The following is a 19,940-nucleotide window of genomic DNA, read 5'->3' as shown; positions in this document are numbered from 1 at the left end:
GGAGGTTATTAAAATGAAAAAGTTTTTAGCTTGCGCTCTTGCACTTACACTTACAAGTGCTATGTTCGCTTCTTGCGGCAGCTCTGATGATTCTTCATCAAAGGCTGAGGCAAAAACTACTACAACAACAACTACAGCTGCTACAACAACAGAGGCTACTACAACAACAGCCGCTCCTGAGTCAACAGCTGATTCAACAGCTGCTTCCGGCACAGAGTCTGAGGGTGAGGCTGCAAAGGATATTTCCGAAATGCCAGCTACTCTGAAGAACTATGAGGAGGCTTCTGTATATTTCAAGAAGGATATGGACGTTGCTTCTATCGTTGAACCTTTCGCTGAGAAGGATTACGAGAACGATGAGTCTCATGTAAATATCTCTGTTGAGGAGCTTGCAGGTATTCCAATGATCAAGGTCGAGACTCTCGATCAGGATAATGGCAACTACAAGATCCCTAAGATCAGATTCCACATGGAGAAGCTCTTCGAGGGTCAGGAAGCTGATCTTGAGAAGATCTTCACTATCAAGGCTGACGTAGTTACAAAGGCAGTTGGCGAGTTCACTGGTGACGACGGCACAAAATCACTCGTTCCTGGTAACTTCATGGGTGCATTCGTTACACAGCCTACAACAGGTGAAGGTGAAAACAGTTGGAACGACCTCTATGACTTCGGCGAGGCTGAGTGGACTTCTGAGTGGGGTTCCTATGAGCTTACAATGAGACCTGGTATCAAGGACGGCGCTACATTTGTAAACTCAACTGAACCACAGTATGTTTCACTTATGAGATGGGGCATTCCAAACCAGGCTGATTTCTACATTGCTGACCTCAGATTTGAGGACGAGGACGGTAACGTTATCGCTTGTGCAAAGTTTGGTAAATAATTCATTTCCATACATAAGAAAGGTGCAGATTTTCTCTGCACCTTTTTTTATGTGAATTTTACGCTTATCTCCCCTGATATCTCCAAGCTTTTTACCTTTCCGCCTTTGATTTTAGCCGAAAAATCCTGCCCTTTTATCTGTCCCGTGGCGGTGATATCTCCCTTGTCATTTTTGAGATACGTCACGCCTTTCTGCGAAATAAGCTTGTCAAGCACAGCGGCAGTCATTGTGACAGCGGAGCTTTCGGGTATGTTCCCTCGGTCAGTTTCGTAGGTCAAACCCTTGTATTCAAGTCGTGCGCTTTCTCCTGAGCAGGTTATCGCCATACCGCTGACAGTTTCTGGCGCAGTTATCTCACACTCCCACATATCTGCGCCCTCACGGGTGAAGCTTGCGACGTATTCCGTGCCGTCAATGGTGAACTCAGCCGGGGTCTTGTAATCCTCTGCCAGCTTTACGGGTTTGACTTCGGTGCTTTCACCGCATGAGCATAAGCCCATTACCGCCAAAATCGTGAGAAAAAATGCCTTTGTTCTTTTCATTTTGCCCTCCATTAAAAAAGACCCTCTTCATAAGAAGAAGGTCTTTGTTTTTAGTACAGCCTAGTCGGCGTTTTCAAGGTCATACAAAAATCGTGGCAAAGCGTCAATAACATCTCTTGCAATGATTCCACGCTCAGATCTTTTGTATCCTGCAAGTAGAGCCGTCGAGCCAAGTGTGAACGATCCAAGTGCCGCCGCATCGAGAGCATCGCACCCCTGAGCCACATAGGAGGAAACAATGCCTGCAAGCATATCCCCTGAGCCACCCTTTGCAAGCGCAGTTGTGCCTTCGGTGCAAAGATAAACTTTTCCACCGTCTACAGCAAAGGTGTCAGCCGATTTCGCAAGCACTGTCACACCATATTTTTCTGACAGCCTATATGCAAACCCAAGTCTGTCCGACATGACCTCGCCCACCGTCACGCCACAAAGCCTTGCAAGCTCCGCAGGGTGAGGGGTAAGGATAACTGTACTTTTCTTCTTCAACAGTACATCTATATTCGGACAAAGTGAATTTATTCCGTCAGCGTCCAAAACTATGGGTATCTCCGCATTTTCTATAAGCTCCGCCACAAGCTTCTCTGTCTGAGCCGTGTGACCAAGCCCACAGCCTATTAGCAAACAGCTTGCCTTTTCGCACTTTTTCAGTATCGCCTCCGCATTTTCAGCCACCATAAAGCCGTCCTTGTCGGTTTTCATTGCCGAGTATGTACATTCATACATACCAGCCGACAGGGAGTTGACTACGCTTTTTGCAGTGCAAAGCTCAAAAAGTCCCACGCCTGTTCGCATTGCCGCCATTGCTGAAAGCCCTGCCGCACCTATATAGCTCTCCGAGCCTGCCACGCTCACCACCTTGCCGAACGTGCCCTTGTGTCCGTCAGCAGGTCTAAAAGGCAGTGCCGCCCTTGCCTTTGTTACGTCAAAAGGCGTTATAACAGGGTATAGGGTATTCTCGCAACGCTCGTCAATACCGATATCTTTTACCAGAATTTCACCGCAAAAGTCCACCGCAGGCTGTAAATAAAGACCTAGCTTGCCACGATGAAAGGTCACTGTCACGTCAGCCTTGAACGACAGCTTGTCAGCCTGACCATTCCGTGCATTGACTCCCGACGGCAGGTCGCAGGCTATCTTCATGCCGTCACAATTTTTACAAGCTCTGAACACTGGCAGGATATTTTCACGCAAACTGCCATGAAAACCCGTTCCGAAAATGCAGTCCACAAGCACGTCAGCACCCTTGATAAAATCCAGCGCATTTTCAGCTTTCAGCACCTCTACGCTCTTATCAAGCCTAGCATACGCTGCCGAGGAGAGGTCAGTGTCAGGCTCACCACAGCATAGGACCACCGCAGGCTTGAGACCTTGTTCCGCAAGTAAATTTGCCGCCACAAGTCCGTCACCGCCATTGTTTCCCTTGCCAATAAGAAGCACTATCTTTGAGGACGCAGACGAGTTGCTCGCAATTACCTCCGCAAGCTGTGCCGCCGCATTGTCCATGAGCTGAGCAAGGCTCACGCCATATTTTTCAGCCTCATGCTCGCAAAATGTCATTTGCTCCACTGTTAATATCCTATCCATTTTTATCCTCCTTTTCATAAGCTATCACCACTGCCGAAGCGATATCCTTGATGTGGGAAAGTGACACCGCAAAGGTCAGCCTCCTATTTTCAGCCGCCAAAAGCGCATTCCCCGTAAGCTCCAGATAAGGACAGCCAAGCTCGTCACGCAAGCATGACACCTCGTTCAAGGCGAAGCCCTCGACCCCTGTGCCTAAAGCCTTTGCGAAGCTTTCCTTAGCCGCCCAATTCGCCGCCATGGATTCGTATGGGTTTTTCTTCTGTGAAAAAAGGGTCAGCTCCTTTTCGGAGTAAACCCTTTCACAGAAACGTCGGCTCTGACAGCTTTTTTTTATGCGTTCGATCTCAATAAGATCAGTTCCGACAAATATTTTCATTTTTATTTCCTCAGTGTTCTCGGAAGTGCAGGCTTTATAAGTGCCAGCATATCATCATCTGGTGTGAATATAACAGTTGTAAGTCCGAGATTTTTGTGGTTGAATGTTATGTAGTAGTCTGTAAGGCTATCGTCACAAGCGCAGGCAAGGACCTGTGTTGCGCCCTCAGGTACAGAGAAATTCTCGTCAGCAATGCCGAAATCTGTCGCACTGCCGCAACGGAATGTGATAAGGCGTTTTCTTGAACGCTGAGCCGTTATCTTGTCAACGTCTATTTCTCCGTTTGTGAAAATGTATTCATACTCCACATCGAGTTTTGTTGTAAGATAATAACCGCCATAAAGTGCGGCAGCGGCAAGAAAAATGCCTATTACAGAAAACTGCGTGCCGAAAGGGAAGATAAAACACAGTGCGGCAAGTGCCACGCTTGCTATCATGATGAAAATTTTCTGTATCTTATCGTTCTTTGTGGGAATCTTGCGAACTATCTGTTCCTTGAAGCTGTCCATTATTTGTCCTCCGTTTATTCAGTGCCGCTGAGAAGCTCTTTCATTACCCAGCCGCTTTTATTGTTGTATTTTACATATACCCATATGTTTCCGTCGCCGTCTGTTCTCTCGCCATAGCCGTTTATGGTCTTTCCGTCAGGTATCTTTTCTATCACGTCATATTTCTTTGACGGACCGTATCTGAGATTAAGATAAGAGGTGTCTGACTTTACAAGGAATGGGATAGAATCAGGGTATTTCACATCATCACCCAAAGGGAAAAGTGCGTTCTTTTTGAACTTTGTGGTGGTGGTCTTTTTGGTCGCCTTGGTTTCAGCGGCAGTGGTGGTGGTGGTGGTGGTCGTCCTCTTTGTTGCCGTTGCGATTATGTCAGGGTCGTAGCCCTCGTCAATGCTTACGTCTGGGTTTTCAAGTGTGCCCGCCGTCACAGAAGTGGTGGTGGTGTAGCCCTCGTAATCCTCATCGTCCTCATCATAATCGTCGCCCATTGTGGCGGTCTTTGTGGTCTCTATAACTCTCTGGACGGCAGTACCCGTGGTGGTCTCCTTTTCGGAGGAGCTTTCTGGAAGCATTGCCCCACATGACGCAAGCCCGAAAACCGCAGAACAAGCCAGCACAGCCGCAAGCAGTTTTGATCTCATTTTTTATATCCTCTTTTCAGAATTTACACAATTTTATTTTAAGCCAAGAAGCCTTTCTGCGTTGCCACCGAGAATTTTATCTTTGTTATCCTCGGAAATATTCAAGCGCAGTATCTTTTCTTTTATAAGGTAGGAACTGTCCCAAGGGCAGTCGCTTGCAAAAAGTATCCTGTCAGCCCCATGCTTTTCAACGATAGCCTGCATAAGCTCGTCAGGACACATACTTGTGAAAGCGGTGTCAAAATAAACTTCACCGTCAACGCCTGCCAAAACGTTACGCACCTGCTCCCACATCATGTTTGCACCAAGATGTGCAAGAATGACCTTGAGCTTAGGGTGCTTTTTTATCATGTTCAGCGCCCTCTCAGGTGTGGAGTGGATAAGGTCAGGGGAAACGCAGTCATAGCCCGAATGGAATATAACAGGCAGGTCAGCTCTTTCAATGGCGTCATATATCTTGTCCATGCGCTCATCATCTATCATAAAGCCCTGATAATCAGGGTGAAGCTTTATGCCGTGAAGTCCAAGCTCCTTTATGTGGGCTATCTCCTGCTCATAGTCCTCAGCGTCAGGGTGTATTCCACCGAAGCTTATAAATCTTCCGCCGTCTTGCTCAGCGCACCAATCGTTTATAACTCTCTGCTGAGTAGGCTTTGTTGCCACTGATAACAGCACGCCCTTGTCAATGCCCCATTCGTCAAAACGCTGTATGGTTTCCTCTGCAGTGCCTCTTGTGAAAGGAGTTATTCCACTGCAAGCCTGAAGCTTTTCAACAGCCTTTTCCGCTACCTTTGGATTAAAGGCGTGAACGTGAAAATCAATTACCATTTAAAACATCTCTTTCTGAAAATACTCTTCCATATGGTATTATACCACACTTTCAAGCTTCTTTCAACGAATATCGGCAATTTTCACAGTATTTTCATCTAGGGCTATTCCCAGCTTTTCCACACCTCAGGGCAGAAACCTACTGTGGCTTTCTTGCCGTTTCTTACGATAGGTGCGGCAAAAAGCTCGGGATAGTCAAGAAGCTTTTCTATTTTCTCCTCGGTGCTTCCAAGATATTTTATGAGCATTGCCTGCTCTCCCTTTGCCTTTGGGTCGATAAGCTTGTCGATATCGCCGACAGCCGCAAGCACTGAGCTTAGCTCGCCCTTGCTAAGCCCCTTTGTAGGCAGGTCAACAGATTGGAACTTTATTCCACGCTCTTTGAAATAACGCTCGGCCTTTTTTGTGTCAAAGGATTTTGACTTGCCGAATATCTGTATGTTCATGGGATTATCTCTCCGTTTCTGCATTCAAGAATGATAGTGAAAGGACCGTCATTGAGCAGTGAAACTTTCATGTCTGCACCGAAAACGCCCTTTTCTACCTTGCCTGTAATTTTCTCATCGCAGACCTTGCAGAAGTATTCATAAAGTCTGTTGGCTTCATCAGGCTTGCCTGCATAGATAAATGACGGGCGGTTGCCGTGGTGACAATCTGCATAAAGGGTGAATTGTGAAACGCAAAGAATATCTCCGCCAACATCATTTATAGAAAGATTTGTCTTGTCATTTTCGTCAGCGAAAATGCGAAGCTTTGATATCTTGTCGGCAAGCTTGTCGCAGTCAGCCTCAGTGTCCTCCTGACCTACTCCGAAAAGTATCAGAAAGCCCTTTCCTATCTCGCCTGTGACCTTGCCCTCGACCTCAACTTTTGCACTTGTGACCCTCTGTATTACCGCTCTCATCAGCCCACCTCCACGGTGTAGCTGTAGGTGTAAACAGCTTCAGGTGCAAGCTTGATAGCGTGAGGCTTGTTTTCGATATCCTCAAAAGCGTCGTCCTCGTAAACAGGCACGCTAGTCCAAGGCTCAAGGCAGATAAACTGAGCGTCAGGGTTGCCTGTGGAAGTCCATACTGCAATGCACTCAGAATGTGGGAATGAAAGCTTTACGAAACCGCCGTCAGACTTTTTCAGGGTGATAGCCTTTGAAGCAGGGTGGTCTTTCATGATAACGTCATAGTCGAAAAGTTCTCTGGTGAGAGTGATAGTCTTTTCACCGTCAAGGATAGTCCTCTCGCCGTTTGGGATAGGCTGAACGATATGCTCGTTTTTCTCGTACTCAACTGTGCATTTGCCACCTTGGATATCGCAGATAAAAGCAGGGTGACCGCCGAGATAGAAGTACATAGCCTTTTCATCAGTGTTTTTTACTGTGTTTGTGACGGTGACTTTTGAACCTTTTATGGAGTAGGTGACTTCAAGCTCAAAGTGATATGGGTATTGAGCAAGGGTAACGTCATTGTCTTTGAGGATAAAGCTCAGGGAATTTTTTGTGCTGCCTGAGAAAGCAAATTCGCTGTCACGAGCGAAACCATGGTTTGCAGCCATGTGATATTCCTGACCGCCAGCCTTGTAGGTGCGGTCTTTAGGGGAGCATATGAACGGGAAGAGGATAGGAGCGTAGCGTTTCCAAGCGTCACCGCATTGCCAGAGATATTCTTTGCCGTCCAGTTTGATAGAGTGAAGCTCAGCACCGAAAGTGTCGGCTGAGATAGAGAGTTTATCATTTTTTATTTCATAAAGCATAGATCAGACCTCCGAGGGATAAATTTTATACCTTATTATTATAGCACATTGTTTGGGAGATGTCAAAACCAAGTGAGCAGTGAGGTTATGAGGTCTGCTGGGGTATGGGCGAAAACGTTTGAAAAAACTTAAAAGTCTGTTGAAAATTCTGTTTTGATATCAATATTTTAACAGTTAAATTTTATGACTTTGATACAGAATAACTAAAATATTTTCAATTGTTTGTGTAAGCTGACAAAACTTGTGATGACTATTGACTTTAATTTGGAGATAGTCTATAATAAAATGGTAAGATTATTTAATTGTGCAGTGCTTTTTGTTCACAGCTTCAGACTGCACTGAGGAGAAATGATTATGAATATTAAAGAAGCAAAACAACAGATACTTAATGCAATACAAGCCTATCTCATTAAAGACGAATTTGGCGATTACCGAATTAGCATAGAACATCAGAGACCTGTGTTCCTGCTTGGCGCACCTGGTATCGGTAAGACCGCTATTATGGAGCAGATAGCTCAGGAAACTGGCGTAAACCTTGTTACCTACTCGATGTCCCACCACACAAGAGAGTCTGCCCTCGGTCTGCCTGTTATTGTACATAGAAACTACACCGGTGCTGACGTGCAGATATCCGAGTACACGATGAGTGAGATCGTGGCTACTCTTTATGACACTATCGAAGCCACTGGCATCAAAGAGGGTATTCTCTTCCTCGATGAGATCAACTGCGTTTCCGAGTCCCTTGCTCCTGCAATGCTCCAGTTCTTGCAGTATAAGGTTTTCGGACTTCATCAGGTTCCGGCAGGTTGGGTAGTTGTTACAGCAGGTAACCCGCCTGAGTTCAACAAGTCTGTTTCTGAGTTCGATATCGTTACTCTCGACCGTGTTAAGAGGGTCGAGTGTCAGCCTGATTTCGACGTTTGGAAAGAATATGCTTACTATGCAGGCGTTCACCCAGCTATCATATCATATCTTGAGCTTCACCCTGACCATTATTATATGGTAGACGCAAGCGATAAGAACAACTACCGCTTTGTTACTGCCCGTGGCTGGGAGGACCTTTCTGAAATGATGCAGCTTTATGAGGAGAGCGGTATCCTTGTTGACCACGCTCTGGCTGCTCAGTATGTACAGAACCCAGAGTTCTCAAAGGGCTTTGCGGAATATTATGACAGATTCAACTACTATCGTGAGAAATATGACGTTGACGCTATCCTCGAGGGCGGTATAACTGCACAGAACATTGCTGACGCAAGAGCGGCAGGCACTGAGGAAGCTGTGGCTCTTATGAATCTGCTTATGGACGGCATCACATACACAATGAGAAGCTGTATCCAAATGGAGAAGATGATAAGACTTATCCACCCAAGAATGGAAGATATCCTTGTGAAGATAAACAATGGTCTTTCGTGCCGTCAGATAATCAGTGAACACATCATGGACTGCAACAAGAACCTTGACAAGGCGGTAAGAGCAAGAAACATCTCGCCGTCTAACAAGAAGATCCAGCACTGGATACTCCACAATCTGGAAGCTTATCTTGATAAGTGTACGAATGAGGGAAGAGATAACAAAAACCGCTGTACTGTTATTTTGCAGAACTCCTTCAACAATCTGCTCCATGGCGCAAACAACGTTACACAGCAGTCTATGAACGGTCTGAAATACGCTTTTGACTTCCTTGAGAATGCTTATGGCGCTGACAGCAATGTTATGAAGAAGTTTATCGAGGAGCTGAAAATAAATTGCCACACCACAAACTTCATCAAGAAGTACGGCTCAGAGCAGTTCTACAGACTTGCAGGTGAGCCTGTTCAGCAGCCTACCTACAACAATCTCTATGACCTTAATCTTACTGATTGTCTTTTAGAGCAGGAATAAGCATAGATACAAAATGAATATCACACGGGCGAACACTGTTCTCCTCTGCAATGTTTTACTACAGAGTGGGGGTGACGGACGTTCGCCCGTTTTGGTTTTTGAATGGCTTTTGAGCTGAACGCATACATATTTGTTAATATAAAAAGCTTGTAATTTGCGAAAAAGTGTGATATAATAACTAAGAGTGTACAAACGAGAATCAGTGAGGTTTTTACTATGGGCAAGATTTATGATTTAGGCATAGACGTAGGTTCGACCACGGTCAAGACGGTAATTCTTGACGAGGGCGAGTTTATTTATAACAAATATGAAAGACACTTTTCAAAGGTAAGGGAAACGGTGGCTGAGCAGCTGCGTGCTATCAGAGAGCTTTATCCTGAGGACAAGTTCAGGATAGCCATAACAGGCTCGGCAGGTCTTGGCATCGCTGAGGCAAGCGGTATCTCTTTCGTGCAGGAGGTCTTTTCTGCTTTTATCGCTGTAAACAAGAAGTATCCAAAGGCTGACGTTGTGGTTGAGCTTGGCGGTGAGGATGCTAAGATAATCTTCCTCACAGGGGGCGTTGAACAGCGTATGAACGGCTCTTGCGCAGGTGGCACAGGTGCTTTTATCGACCAAATGGCAGGACTTTTGGGCGTTACCCCTGACGAGATGAACGACCTTGCTCTTAAGGCTGAAAAGACTTATCCTATCGCTTCAAGATGTGGTGTTTTCGCAAAGTCTGATATTCAGCCGCTTCTTAATCAGGGCGCAAGAAAAGAGGACATATCTGCGTCTATCTTTCAGGCTGTTGTGGATCAGACTGTTTCAGGTCTGGCGCAGGGCAGAAAGATCGGCGGTCAGGTGCTTTTCCTTGGGGGTCCGCTTACATATCTCAGTGCACTGAGAAAGGCATTCAGAACTACTTTAAACCTTGACGAGGAACACGCTATACTTCCTGAAAATTCTTCATGCTATATGGCTTTCGGTGCGGCACTTCATGCTGACACTCTTGCTGAGGAAATGACTATAGACGAAGCCCTTGACAAGATAGTGAACGCAAAGGCTACTGACAATATCGTGGTAGGCAAGCCACTGTTTGCAAGCCGTGAGGAATATAATGCTTTCGTGGAAAGACACAAGAAGTCTGACCTTAAATATGAAGACATCAGAACTTACAGGGGCGACGCTTATCTTGGCATCGACGCAGGCTCGACAACCACAAAGCTTGTGCTTATCACACCTGACGGAAAGCTTCTTTATCAGCACTACTGCTCAAACAAGGGTCAGCCGCTGGATATAATCGCTTCAAAGCTTGAGGAGATCTACAGCCTTGCTACCCCTGAGCTTAACATAAAGGCTTCTGCGGTAACAGGCTACGGTGAGGATCTTATAAAGGCAGGTCTGGGCGTTGACTATGGTATAGTTGAAACTGTTGCGCACTATAAGGCGGCGGCTTATTTCTGCCCTGACGTTGATTTTATCATCGACATCGGCGGACAGGATATCAAGTGCTTCAAGATAAAAAACAACGCTATCGACAGCATTATGCTCAACGAGGCTTGTTCATCAGGCTGTGGCTCGTTCATTCAGACTTTTGCAGGTGCAATGGGATATGATATTGCAGAGTTTGCAAGGCTCGGTCTGTTTGCAAAAGCACCTGTGGAACTGGGCTCAAGATGTACAGTGTTCATGAACTCATCTGTAAAGCAGGCGCAAAAGGACGGAGCTTCCGTCGAGGATATCTCTGCAGGACTTTCTTCGTCTATCATCAAGAACGCAGTTTACAAGGTAATAAGAGCAAAGTCTATTGACGAGCTTGGCAAGAATATAGTCGTTCAGGGCGGAACGTTCCTTAACGACGCTGTGCTCAGGTCATTTGAAATGGAACTTGGCAGAAACGTTATAAGACCTGCCATTGCGGGACTTATGGGTGCGTTCGGCTGTGCGCTTTTCGCAAAAGAAAAATCTCAGGGCAGGGACGGCAAGTCAAGCGTTCTTACAAAGGCTCAGCTTGAAGAATTTGCTTACAATTCAAGAGCCGTTCAGTGCGGTGGCTGTGGTGCGCATTGTAACCTTACTATAATAAGATTTAATGACGGCAGAAGATTTACTTCCGGAAACCGCTGTGAAAAGGGTGCAGGCATAAAGATAACCGACAGAACGGAAAACATGATAGAGTATAAGTATAATAAGATACTCTCTTATGCTGACAACAAGCCTGCAAAGCCTATTGCAAAGGTGGGGCTGCCGCTTGCGCTGTCTTATTATGATCTTATGCCTTTCTTCTCAACACTTCTCACAAGCCTTGGCTTTGAGGTGGTGCTGTCTGAGGAGTCAACGAGAGATACATATTACAAGGGTCAGCAAACTATTCCGTCTGATACGGTATGTTATCCTGCAAAGCTTTGTCACGGTCATATAGAGAGCCTCCTTGACAAGGGCGTGGACTTTATATTCTATCCTTGCATGAGCTACAATGCTGACGAGGGTCAGTCGGACAATCACTATAACTGCCCTGTTGTTGCTTATTATCCTGAGCTTCTTAAAGCTAACAATGACAAGCTGAATGATGATAATTTCATCATGCCTTATCTTGACATAAACATCAAAAAGCACGTTGCAAAGGCAATGGCTAGAGCGCTTTCAAAGTATAACATCACTGCAAAGCAGGTGCTTGGAGTGCTTAACAAGGCTTATTCTGAGCAGGTGAGATACCATAGGGATATCGAGGCTAAGGCGCAGGAGATAATCGCTGAGGCAAGGGCAAAGGGTCAGAAAATAATCGTTCTGGCAGGCAGACCTTACCACATCGACCCTGAGATAAACCACGGCATACACAAGCTTATCGCTTCTCTTGGTTTTGCTGTTATTACCGAGGACAGCGTGGCAATGAAGGTGGATACACCCGCACTTGACGTACTCAATCAGTGGACTTATCATTCAAGGCTTTACAGAGCGGCAGAGTATGTATGCGAGAATGATGATATGCAGCTCGTTCAGCTTGTATCCTTCGGCTGTGGTATCGACGCTGTTACAACAGACGAGGTAAGAGCTATACTTGAAGAAAAGGGCAAGCTTTACACTCAGCTAAAGATAGACGAGATAACGAATCTCGGTGCGGCTAAGATAAGACTCAGGTCTTTGGCGGCGGCACTGGAGGAAAAAGAAGCCAGCGCAAATGCTGAGAAGAAAATTGACAAGGAGGCAATGTAATGGCTGAAAAGGAGATAAAACACGCAGGCTCGGACAGAGTAAAAAGGTCTTATTTTGACAAGTCAAGACGTGAGGAATACACTATACTTATACCTGATATGCTTCCTATACACTTCAAGCTTATCATGGCGATATACAAAAAATACGGCTATAACATGGAGCTTTTGCAAAACTGCTCACGAAACGTTATAGACGAGGGACTTAAAAACACACATAATGACGCTTGCTATCCTGCACTGCTCGTTATAGGACAGTTTATGGACGCACTCAAAAGCGGCAAGTATGACCTTGAACACACGGCTCTGCTTATGTCGCAGACGGGCGGTGGCTGTCGTGCTTCAAACTATATCCACCTTATAAGAAAGGCGCTGTCAACGCAGTTCCCTGAAGTGCCTGTTCTGTCGCTGAATTTCAGCGGACTTGAAAAGGACGCTTCCATAGATATCACCCCTGCCATTGCAATGAAGCTTATTTATGCGGTACTTTACGGCGATATGCTCATGCTTTTGTACAATCAGTGCAAGCCTTACGAGATAGAGAAAAATTCTACGGACGAGCTTTTGGCAAGGTGGCAGCACAGGCTTGGAAAGCTGTTTGCTACCCCGAGCAGATATATGCATACAAAGAGCATTTACAATGCTATGCTCAAAGACTTTGCGGCACTGCCGAGGACAAAGGAGAAGAAGCCTAAGGTCGGTATTGTGGGTGAGATATATGTTAAGTATTCACCCCTTGCGAACAATCACCTGAACGACTTCCTGCTGTCTGAGGGCTGTGAGCCTAACGTGCCAGGACTGTTGGACTTCGTGCTTTACTGTGCGTCGGACGCTATCAATGACGAGAAGCTTTATGACAAGAAAACCAGCCGCACTCTTATGTACGGCATTGGTTATGACGTGCTTTACAAGTTCCAGAAGCAACAGATAAAGGTCATCAACGAGCAGGGCATTTTCCAGCCACCTCATGATTTTGAACACCTTAGAAAGTGTGCTGATAAGTATATTAGTCAGGGCGTAAAAATGGGCGAGGGCTGGCTCATCACTGCTGAAATGGCAGCTCTTGCAGAAACAGGCACAAAGAACATAATCTGCACTCAGCCATTCGGTTGTCTGCCTAACCATATTGTTGCAAAGGGTATGTCAAGAACTATCAAGCAGGCTTATCCGGACGCAAACATAGTTGCAATCGACTATGACCCGGGTGCGACAAAGGTCAATCAGGAGAACCGTATCAAGCTTATGCTTGCCAATGCGGTCATGGATTAATAGAAAAAAGTTACCCCCTCGGAGCTTGGCTCGGAGGGGGTTCTTGTTTGTTCTTTTACACATAGTTAGGGGAGTTGGTTTGTTGCTTCGACGGGCGAACGCTGTTTGAACCTACACAAGTGGCGTATTTAAGCGGTTTGCGTGGCCGATATAATAATTCTAGTAGGCATATGACGTCTGTTCGGGTTCAACAAAGCTTAGGGATTTAAGCTTCTCTGTGACGTTGTCCACTTCGGCATTTGTTACTTCGAAAGAGACGTCGATAAAGTCAAGGTTAGTGTGGTCATCTTTTGAGGTATAAACATCTATTGCTACACCTACAGAATTTGGCGAAATCTCATGCGGCTTGAAGTGGTCGATATAGTCAGCAAAACTCTTTTTGCGGGTATCAAGTGCTTTATTGTATATATATATTATCTGCATGGCTTCGTCTTTTGAGAGTGTGTCGGAAAGATAGTGGAACGTTACGCCGTCGCTTGTTGAATTCATTACACACACACGGTTAGCGTCGCTGAGTCTTGATCCATTTATCTTGCCAGTGAAGCCGTCACAGAAGTATGCGAGAATGTTCACGCCGAATATGACAATCATATACACTGCGAAAATGCCTACCCATTTTACAAAGCGGACTATTGTGAGCTTTCTGTTTGAGGAGAGTATCCGCACAAGGAGATAGCTCAAGAAAAGCGATGGGAGAAGTATCAGATTGCTTGTGTCGGAGAGGACGTAGGTCGTGACAGTGACTACGGCTAGGATAAGGATAATCTCACGGTAGGCGCTGAATACGAATGGCTTGCCTGTGTCTTTGCCGTCACGTTTTTTGTAGAGAAAGTACAGCAGTGTGATGAGCAGTGCTGAGAAAATGGTGCTTCCAATAAGAAGAAGCAGGAGATTTGTGGAGTAGCCGAGGTCCATAAGCTTTGCTGGGAGAGCGCTCCATACAGGGCAGTAGTTAAAGAAGTTTTCCAGGTCATATAGATACTGTACGGTGTATGGGTTAATGGTGGAGTAGTGTATGCAAGCAGGGAGAGCAACCTCGCAGGCTGTTATTATCACCGCTGTGTAGAGCATTTCTGCAAGCCTGCCGCAGCATATCATGCACAAAAGCACCGCAAGTATCACAAAAAGGCTTGTGGAAAGCTGTAAGAACATAAATACGGCGGAATATCTTGCCAACATGTTCAGTGTGATATCCGTTGTGAGGAGTATGGCGATAAACTGAATGATGTTCCAGAATATCACAGGCAGGATATGCAGCTTCAGCAGAGTGAGAAGCTTTGAGAAGAAGCGTTCTTTTGCACCGACTGGGAGAGAATACGCAAGGTCTGCGTGGGGTTTGCTGAAAAGCTCACGGAAAAGGGTGAAAACTGTGAACACTGCGCACAGCGCTATCGCCGCAATACATACATATGCAATGGCATAGCCCTCATAATAGTTCGTTTCGCTTTCGATGTAGTGGGTGATGAACTTTCGTATGGACATCTGCATGATAAAGTTCATGAACAGCACAAGGTTTGTGATGACGAAAAGCAGTTTGTTCACCTTGAAGTCACGGCGTGAGGTCTCTATTATGCTATTCTTCACTGTTTGCATATCCATGCACCTCCATTTCGTATATGAAGATCTCCTCCAGGGTGAGGGGGACAAGCTCTAAAACGGCAGGGGAGAGGGCGGAAAGCTTGGCGGTGATATCCGCCTTGTCGCCCTTTGTTATCACTGTGGAAACTCTGCCCAAGGTCTTGAAGCTCAGGACTTCTACGCCTGCATTTTCTATAACAGTGCGGTCAAGCTCACCGTCAGGGAGGGCGATCTGCACCTTTTCAAAGTTCTCTCTTACATCGTCGATATCCTTGGCGAAAATGACCTCGCCTTTGTGTAGGAGCATTGCCTTGTCGCAAAGCTCGCCTATTTCGGTAACGTTGTGGGAGGACACGATAAGGGTCGCACCACGGTCGAAAATATCGTCAACTATCATGGTGCGGATAAGTCTGCGCATGGCAGGGTCAAGGCCGTCAAAGGCTTCGTCAAGGAGGATATACTTTGTTCGGCTGGCAAGGGCGCAGGCTACTATCGCCTGCCTTTTCATGCCCTTTGAAAACTGAGACAGGGGCTTCTTCCGTGGCAGGTCAAGCTTTGTCACAAGCTCGTCAAAGACCTCTTCATCGAAGCGTGGGTAGGTGAGCTTAAAAAAGCCTTTAAGGTCGTTTACTGACAGCCTTGAAAACTGCACCGTTTCGTCGCTGACAAAAAAGATGTTTTCTTTCGCCTGCGGCTGGTCATAGACGGCTTTTCCGTCTATTGTGACGCTTCCGCTGTCGGGACGGTATATTCCGCTTATGACACGCAAAAGCGTGGATTTTCCTGCACCGTTTGAGCCTACAAAGCCGTATATGCAGCCCTCGGGGATATCCAGGGTGACGGCTTTCAGTGCCTCGTGATCTTCGTCTGCGTTTTTGAATGTAAGTGACAGGTCTTTTATTTCTATCATTCTTTGTCACTCCTTTCTTTCTGTTCCTCCGCCAGTTCTTCAAGGACGGAGGTAAGCGATCCAAGGCTTATGCCTGCCTGCATTGCGGCGGCGGCATGGAGCTTAAATTCTTCCAGCAATTTTTTCTCTATAGAGCCTTTCTGCTTTGCCACAAAGCAGCCTTTTCCTGCCACAGAATAGATTATCTCGTCATGCTCAAGTCTGCTGTAGGCTTTGGCGACTGTGTTTGGATTCAGACCCAGTTCCTTTGCCAACATTCTTGAGCTTGGCAGCTTATCGTTTTCTTTCAGCACGCCTTTTGATATAAGGCTTGAGAACTGGCTGCATATCTGTTCGTAGATGGGTGCTCTTCCTGTAAGATCAAGCGTTATCACCTTGAATACCTCCTTTCGATTTTGTTGTTTCGTTTCATTTGTTCTGCTGTACCAACTGTATTATCTGTTGTAGTACACTTAGAGTATACAACTATAAGTCTGATTTGTCAAGAAGCGTGGATGTTTTTCAGCACTTATCACAATACTGCATCGTTTTGATAGTTGGAAATGTACAAAAGTTCAGGCTTTGGGGAGGGAAATATTATTAAAATGTAAAAAATGTGTTTAAAGGGCTTTGGGGCTATTGACAGGGAAGAAAAATAGTGTTATACTTTAATACGTAAAAGCTTAAAAGCATAAAATCTTTAAAGTGATGAATTTATACAGACATGGTAAGGGTCTGTTTTGGGAAAGGAAGTAATCACAATGGCAAATCAGGCAAAGACGATAAATCAGAAAGGTGACCTTATGTCATATCGTCCTGATATAAAGCTTCTGGACGCAACTATCCGTGACGGAGGACTTGTAAATAATTTTGGATTTTCAGACGAGTTTGTAAAAGAACTCTATAAAACTAATATAAAATCAGGCGTTGAATACATGGAGTTCGGCTACAAGGCTTCTAAGGAGCTTTTTGACGTCAAGGGGTTCGGTAAGTGGAAGTTCTGTGATGAGGAGGATATCAGAGCTATCGTGGGCGAGAATGACAGCCCTCTGAAGCTTTCTGTTATGGCTGACGTTGGCAGATGTGACTTTAAGAAAGATATCCTGCCAAAGAGCGAGAGCGTTATCGACATGATAAGGATCGCAACATATACTCATCAGATGCCTGGTGCGCTGGAGATGATAAACTACTGCCACGATATGGGCTATGAAACTACTATCAACATCATGGCCGTTTCTGCAAGCCGTGAGGACGATATCGCACAGGCTCTTGACCTTGTGGCAAAAAGCCCTGTTGACGTTATTTATCTTGTTGACAGCTACGGCTCACTTTTCCCTGAGCAGGTGAGAAGACTCACGGCTCAGTATTGCGAGGTGGCTGAGGCTAGTGGCAAAAAGGTGGGCGTTCATATGCACAACAATCAGCAGCTCGCTTTTGCAAACACTATCGAGAGCATTTCTCACGGCGCAAGCTTTGCTGACGCTACAATGAGCGGAATGGGCAGAGGTGCAGGAAACTGCTTTATGGAGCAGATGCTCAGCTTCCTGAGAAACCCTAACTACAAGCTTACTCCTACACTGAAATTTGTTGAAAAGTATGTTGCTGAGGAGAGGGCAAAGGGTTCACAGTGGGGCTATGACGTGCCTTATATGCTCACAGGTGCGCTCAATCGTCACCCTCGTGCGGCTATCGCTTTCCTGAAGGATAACAGAACAGATTACAACGAATTGTATATGGATCTTCTTAACGAGTTGTCATAAAATCATTCTTCATATAAACGGCGTTTCCATAGTGATGTGGGACGTCGTTTTTGTGTTGCATAATTTTTTATCATATGTTATAATTATTTTGCGTTTTCATAAAACCTTTTGGCGGACATCTCGTCATTATAGGTGAAAGGACTTTCAATGAAATTAGGTATGCCTTGTGAGGTGTTGCCTAAATGTAAGGGGGCGGAAAAATGGAGGACAGCAGGATAATCGAGCTTTATGAAAACAGAGATCAGCAGGCTATTTCACAATCGGATATGAAATACGGCGGATATTGTTATTCTGTGGGCTACAATATTCTTGGAGTCAGGGAGGACACGGAGGAGTGCGTGAACGAAACTTGGCTCAGGGCATGGAACTCCATTCCGCCACAGAAACCCAGAATGCTGTCGGCATTTTTCGGGCGGATAACAAGAAATATCGCATTTGACAGATATCGTGCGTCAAAGGCCGCAAAGCGTGGAAAAGGTGAGATAGCGGCGGTCTTGGAGGAGCTTGACGAGTGCATACCTGACAATGACACCACCGAGAGTCTTTGCGACGGCAGACATCTTGAGGGGCTTATAAACGAATTTCTTGGTGAGTTGCAGGAGAGAGACAGAAATATATTTCTCCAGCGATATTGGTTTGCAACGCCTATAAAAGAGATATCAAAAAAGTATGCTATGAACCTGAACACAGTTAAGGCGAGCCTTTTCAGAAGCAGAAATAAGTTAAAGGCTTTGCTTGAAAAGGAGGGAGTTCTTTTATGAAAACAACAGGAGAGGATATTTTCAAGGCTTTGGAAAATGCTGACGAGCATTACATTGAAGAATGCAGACAGAGCGGCAGCGGCATAAAGATAAAAAACATATGGACAAAGTGGGCGGCTGTGGCGGCTTGCGGTGTTATCGCTGCGGCGACGGGTGTTATGATGTTTGCAGGCAGGTCGGACAAAGATATAAAGGCAAAGGCTTCGGCTGACCAGCAGATGGCAGACGAGGAAGCAACAGTGTCATATAGAGTTCCTTGGGACGAATATGCAATGAATGCAAAATATGAGACGTTTGAATATAACGATGTGGAATATGTTTCAATGGGACATGTTGATAAGTCTTTTCTTGACAGCAAGCTCACCACCATGACTCTTGAAACGGAAAACTATGAGACAAACAAAAAGGAAACAACAAAAGCGGATATTTATTCAATAAAGGACTTGTCACCAAGCGTTTATTTGGCGGTGGTCTTTGATGACGGCTCTGTGGCGTGGTATGATGATTGGAAATACTCACCTGATTACAAAGTCGATATGACCCTTGATGACATAATAAATGACGTAAGTCTTGAAAAAACGGCTCATGTGGACTATGCTTACAATGACGCAGGAATGGGCAGGCTCAGAAAGTATACTAATATTGACCTCTCAAAGCTGCTTGACTTGTTAAAGGACGATAATGGTTCATACAATGCGGTCTATGAGGGCGACGCTTATGAGAGCGACCCTGATATTAATTTGTCGGTAACAAATGATGATGAATATTACATTGAGGGCGGAATAACAATAAGCTTCTATGTAGAAAGACTTGACGTCAACGGTACGGCTTATTTTACTGCTAACGGAGATCTGTATGTTCAGCTTTTTGCAGGAGATATATTAAAATTTGATATAGGCGGTGAAAAGGCAGAAAAGCTTGAAAACTGGCTCAATGAGAACTGCGAATACACTGACGTAAAGAAAAACGCTGAGGTCGCTGACGATGTTGACCCTAGTGAGAAAGCTGTGACTTCTGTTGCCAAGGACGATTCTGATATGGCTGACGAAGTTGATATTGGATATATCGACTATTTTGAGGACGTTGGGGACAATACCTTTACAACAAAGGACGGCAGGCTCACGGCGAAATACTCCTATGAGGTAAGCGGAGGCGAGTTCATAAGCCATATTACCTACACAAACAACTGGGACAAGGACATGGCGCTTGACTTCACGACTGACCAGTATATCACCACAGAGGACAGTAAGGGCAATTCCACGAGCTATGGCGAAAATGGCGACAGAAACACCATGAACACTTTGCTCAAAGCCGGAGAGAGCTACACGTATGACAACAAGACGGATATTGGTGCCGACTACGTGAAAGGCACGGCAAAGATAACGCTTATCGCAAACACTGCAAGCGATAAAAACTGCAATGGAGTAAACTATGTGACGCTAAAAGATATAGAGATAGATTTTCAGTAATGAAATAGTTTAATGTATAGTGGAGAACTGAGT

At 45.5% G+C, this 19,940-nt stretch carries 19 protein-coding genes; 7 read left to right on the top strand and 12 right to left on the bottom strand.

Features of this window, described 5'->3' with window-relative positions; translation table 11 throughout:
• The first annotated feature begins 13 nt into the window (after nucleotides 1-13).
• Nucleotides 14-883: a hypothetical protein gene (locus WS40_RS01090; RefSeq protein ID WP_046439460.1), complete on the top strand. Its 870-nt coding sequence runs from the start codon at nucleotides 14-16 to the stop codon at nucleotides 881-883.
• 47 nt (nucleotides 884-930) lie between these two features.
• On the opposite strand, the gene WS40_RS01085 is transcribed toward WS40_RS01090, so the two are convergent.
• The 9 genes from WS40_RS01085 to WS40_RS01045 form a co-directional block, all read right to left on the bottom strand.
• Nucleotides 931-1,425, bottom strand: coding sequence for a hypothetical protein (locus tag WS40_RS01085; protein ID WP_325208348.1), 495 nt, complete (start codon nucleotides 1,423-1,425; stop codon nucleotides 931-933).
• 60 nt (nucleotides 1,426-1,485) lie between these two features.
• Nucleotides 1,486-3,009 carry a bifunctional ADP-dependent NAD(P)H-hydrate dehydratase/NAD(P)H-hydrate epimerase gene (locus tag WS40_RS01080; protein WP_046439456.1) on the bottom strand — a complete coding sequence of 508 codons (1,524 nt, stop codon included), beginning with the start codon at nucleotides 3,007-3,009 and terminating at the stop codon, nucleotides 1,486-1,488.
• Complete coding sequence (gene acpS / locus WS40_RS01075) at nucleotides 3,002-3,385, bottom strand: holo-ACP synthase (RefSeq protein WP_046439454.1); 384 nt, start codon at nucleotides 3,383-3,385, stop codon at nucleotides 3,002-3,004. The genes WS40_RS01080 and acpS overlap by 8 nt, the downstream gene beginning before the upstream one ends.
• Before the next feature lie 2 nt (nucleotides 3,386-3,387).
• A complete protein-coding gene (locus WS40_RS01070) occupies nucleotides 3,388-3,894 on the bottom strand; it encodes a DUF6106 family protein (protein ID WP_046439452.1) in 507 nt (168 codons plus the stop codon).
• Nucleotides 3,895-3,908: 14 nt separating this feature from the next.
• Nucleotides 3,909-4,535, bottom strand: coding sequence for an SH3 domain-containing protein (locus WS40_RS01065; protein ID WP_046439450.1), 627 nt, complete (start codon nucleotides 4,533-4,535; stop codon nucleotides 3,909-3,911).
• A 33-nt stretch (nucleotides 4,536-4,568) separates the two neighbouring features.
• Nucleotides 4,569-5,363, bottom strand: coding sequence for an amidohydrolase family protein (locus tag WS40_RS01060; protein WP_046439448.1), 795 nt, complete (start codon nucleotides 5,361-5,363; stop codon nucleotides 4,569-4,571).
• 104 nt (nucleotides 5,364-5,467) lie between these two features.
• Complete coding sequence (locus tag WS40_RS01055) at nucleotides 5,468-5,809, bottom strand: arsenate reductase family protein (protein WP_278340345.1); 342 nt, start codon at nucleotides 5,807-5,809, stop codon at nucleotides 5,468-5,470.
• Nucleotides 5,806-6,267 carry a D-aminoacyl-tRNA deacylase gene (gene dtd / locus WS40_RS01050; RefSeq protein WP_046439444.1) on the bottom strand — a complete coding sequence of 154 codons (462 nt, stop codon included), beginning with the start codon at nucleotides 6,265-6,267 and terminating at the stop codon, nucleotides 5,806-5,808. The genes WS40_RS01055 and dtd overlap by 4 nt, the downstream gene beginning before the upstream one ends.
• Nucleotides 6,267-7,109, bottom strand: a complete 843-nt coding sequence (locus WS40_RS01045) for an aldose 1-epimerase family protein (protein ID WP_046439442.1) — start codon at nucleotides 7,107-7,109, stop codon at nucleotides 6,267-6,269. Before WS40_RS01045 ends, dtd begins: the two co-directional genes overlap by 1 nt.
• A gap of 354 nt (nucleotides 7,110-7,463) precedes the next feature.
• Between WS40_RS01045 and WS40_RS01040 the strand changes: the two genes are divergently transcribed.
• The 3 genes from WS40_RS01040 (at nucleotide 7,464) to WS40_RS01030 (ending at nucleotide 13,450) form a co-directional block, all read left to right on the top strand.
• Entirely contained in the window at nucleotides 7,464-8,990 is a 1,527-nt protein-coding gene (locus WS40_RS01040) for an AAA family ATPase (protein WP_046439440.1), read from the top strand.
• Nucleotides 8,991-9,206: 216 nt separating this feature from the next.
• Entirely contained in the window at nucleotides 9,207-12,185 is a 2,979-nt protein-coding gene (locus WS40_RS01035; protein ID WP_046439438.1) for an acyl-CoA dehydratase activase-related protein, read from the top strand.
• On the top strand, nucleotides 12,185-13,450 hold the full coding sequence (locus WS40_RS01030; protein WP_022287727.1) for a 2-hydroxyacyl-CoA dehydratase: 1,266 nt from the start codon (nucleotides 12,185-12,187) through the stop codon (nucleotides 13,448-13,450). Before WS40_RS01035 ends, WS40_RS01030 begins: the two co-directional genes overlap by 1 nt.
• Before the next feature lie 159 nt (nucleotides 13,451-13,609).
• On the opposite strand, the gene WS40_RS01025 is transcribed toward WS40_RS01030, so the two are convergent.
• From WS40_RS01025 to WS40_RS01015, 3 genes are read right to left on the bottom strand one after another with little or no spacing between them, the layout of a single operon-like run.
• Complete coding sequence (locus WS40_RS01025; RefSeq protein WP_046439436.1) at nucleotides 13,610-15,043, bottom strand: hypothetical protein; 1,434 nt, start codon at nucleotides 15,041-15,043, stop codon at nucleotides 13,610-13,612.
• Nucleotides 15,024-15,938 carry an ATP-binding cassette domain-containing protein gene (locus tag WS40_RS01020; protein ID WP_046439434.1) on the bottom strand — a complete coding sequence of 305 codons (915 nt, stop codon included), beginning with the start codon at nucleotides 15,936-15,938 and terminating at the stop codon, nucleotides 15,024-15,026. The genes WS40_RS01025 and WS40_RS01020 overlap by 20 nt, the downstream gene beginning before the upstream one ends.
• A complete protein-coding gene (locus tag WS40_RS01015) occupies nucleotides 15,935-16,312 on the bottom strand; it encodes a GntR family transcriptional regulator (protein ID WP_046439432.1) in 378 nt (125 codons plus the stop codon). The genes WS40_RS01020 and WS40_RS01015 overlap by 4 nt, the downstream gene beginning before the upstream one ends.
• A gap of 345 nt (nucleotides 16,313-16,657) precedes the next feature.
• On the opposite strand from WS40_RS01015, the gene WS40_RS01010 reads away from it, so the two are divergent.
• The 3 genes from WS40_RS01010 to WS40_RS01000 all read left to right on the top strand — a co-directional run bounded on the left by WS40_RS01010 (nucleotide 16,658) and on the right by WS40_RS01000 (nucleotide 19,907).
• Entirely contained in the window at nucleotides 16,658-17,677 is a 1,020-nt protein-coding gene (locus tag WS40_RS01010) for an aldolase catalytic domain-containing protein (protein WP_442973336.1), read from the top strand.
• A gap of 200 nt (nucleotides 17,678-17,877) precedes the next feature.
• Nucleotides 17,878-18,438: an RNA polymerase sigma factor gene (locus WS40_RS01005; RefSeq protein WP_046439430.1), complete on the top strand. Its 561-nt coding sequence runs from the start codon at nucleotides 17,878-17,880 to the stop codon at nucleotides 18,436-18,438.
• Complete coding sequence (locus tag WS40_RS01000; protein WP_046439428.1) at nucleotides 18,435-19,907, top strand: hypothetical protein; 1,473 nt, start codon at nucleotides 18,435-18,437, stop codon at nucleotides 19,905-19,907. The genes WS40_RS01005 and WS40_RS01000 overlap by 4 nt, the downstream gene beginning before the upstream one ends.
• Nucleotides 19,908-19,940: the final 33 nt, after the last annotated feature.

The organism is Ruminococcus sp. N15.MGS-57 (assembly GCF_000980385.1).
Taxonomy (GTDB): Bacteria; Bacillota; Clostridia; order Oscillospirales; family Ruminococcaceae; genus Hominimerdicola; species Hominimerdicola aceti.
This window is presented reverse-complemented; position numbering and strand designations above follow the sequence as displayed.